The following is a 2,036-nucleotide window of genomic DNA, read 5'->3' as shown; positions in this document are numbered from 1 at the left end:
GGTTTGATGCCCGCGTCGGGATATCCAATGCTGTGCACGATGACTTGTACGTCCGCGCATTAGTGCTCAGCGATGGCGCGATCAAAGCGGCTCTGGTCAGCGTGGAGGTCATTGCAATCTCGGCGAAGATGTCTCTCGCGATCCGTAGGCAGGTCGAGCATGCAACGGGCATTCCGCTGAGCCAGATCTTTCTCTGTGCGACCCACACACACTGTGGGCCCGTCACCCTGCACCACTTCTTCAATCAAGGCCAGCCACTGGATGAGGCCTATCTCGAAAGGCTGACTTCGACCGTCGTGGACACGATCCGCCAGGCTGCCGATGCTCTGAAACCGCGAGTCTTGAAGACCGCAATGGTGCCGTGCGGGGGTATCGCAGTGAATCGCCGGACCGCCGATGGACTTCCGGTCGATCCATTCGCTGGCGTGCTCCTCGTGGAGGAGATGACCGGCGAGAGGGTGGCAATTGGCGTCTTCTATGCCTGCCATACAACGGTTTTGGGGCCGAATACGTTGAGTATCACTCAGGATTTCCCCTTCTATACGTTGGAAGCGTTGAGGCGAGAGCTCGGTCCCGAGGTCGAACCCTTCTACATCAATGGCGCGGAGGGCGACCTGAGCATTGGCCATAAGAGCGACCTGAGCGCGGTGGGAGTGATCGACAGCTTCCGTACGTTTGAAACGGCGCAGCGCCTTGGAGAAAAGCTGGCCCAGGCTGTTCTGACAGGCATGACGCATCTGGTCGAAGAGCAGCCCCTGCTTGACGTACGGAGCGCTTATGCTCCGCTGCCTCTGAAATCGTATGATCCGTTGCCCGAGATGGCGGAGCGCAGAAGGCTGGCGATCGCAGCGTTGGCAGATTCGAAAACAACTCTCGCGGCAAAGCAGACGGCGCTCTTTGCGCGGATTGAGGAATACTATGCGCGCCTCTACGAGGAGTCTCAGACTCCAGAGCCGAAGTATCTGCCGGCCGAGATCGGTATTCTTCGTCTGGGAGGAACTGCCTTCGTATCGCTTCCGGGCGAGATCTTCGTTTGTGTCGCCCTTGCGATCCGGGAACGGTCACCTTTTCCCAGGACGCTCTTTCTAGGTCTGGCCAATGACTACATCGGTTATCTGCCGGACGAGTTTGCCTCCACAACCTCGGGTTATGAGGTCGTAGCCTCGCGTGTTCCGGCTGAAGCGGGAAGGGTTTTGCAGCAGCACGCCTTACAGTTGTTGGAGCAGGCACGCGAAGTTGTCTGCGCAGAAGGAGAGATATAGGCGTGAACAATCCTATCCGCATCGGCGTGATCGGCGCCGGCATCATGGGGCAGCAGTATGTGCGTATCTACCAGAACAACCCGTATGCCCGGGTGGGTGCCGTATGCGCGCGCCGGCTGGAGAAGGCCAGAGAGGTCGCCGCAGAGTATGATGTGCCGGTCGCGGTCGATGACTGGAAGCAGATTACCGAGTCTCCGGAGATTGAGGCCGTCTGCATTGCGCTCCCCGATGATGACCACTTCGCTGCGGCCTCCAGCGCGTTGAAGCATGGAAAGCACATCCTGATTGAGAAGCCGATGACGACCGATCTGGACCAGGCAGATGCGCTGGTGCGTCTCGCCGAGGCAAGCGGGCTCAAAGCGCAGGTGGCCTTCAATCATCGCTGGTTGGCGCCGTATCACCACGGAAAACAGGCCATTCTTAACGGAGAGATTGGGCGGCCGGTCTGTGCTTATGGACGCAAGAACGACACCATCTTTGTTCCCACGAAGTACATCAACTGGGCGCACCAGACCACCCCGGCATGGTTTCTTAGCTGTCACGATATCGATCTGGTGAACTGGTACTTCGCGTCTGAACCCGTGGAGGCCAGGGCATGGGGAGTAAAGCAGGTGTTGGTGGCGCAGGGCATCGATACCTATGACATGATCCAGGCGCAGGTCCGCTATGCCGACGGCGCGGTGGCTACCTTCGAGTCCGGCTGGATCTATCCGGACCCGTTTCCCACGATGGTGGACTCGTTTATTGGGCTTGTCGGGGAACACGGCCACCTGC

General features: G+C 58.9%; 2 protein-coding genes. Both read left to right on the top strand.

The window, feature by feature from the left end:
- Nucleotides 1–1,262, top strand: a 1,262-nt coding sequence (locus AB4043_RS23695) for a hypothetical protein (RefSeq protein WP_442308278.1), incomplete at its 5' end; no start/stop codon positions are given.
- Between the two features lie 2 nt (nucleotides 1,263–1,264).
- A partial coding sequence (locus AB4043_RS23690; protein WP_442308277.1) for a Gfo/Idh/MocA family protein occupies nucleotides 1,265–2,036 on the top strand: 772 nt, incomplete at its 3' end.

It is taken from the genome of Terriglobus sp. YAF25 (genome assembly GCF_052113305.1).
GTDB lineage: Bacteria > Acidobacteriota > Terriglobia > Terriglobales > Acidobacteriaceae > Terriglobus.
The sequence above is the reverse complement of the archived record's forward strand: the minus strand, read 5'-3'. Positions and strand labels throughout refer to the sequence as shown.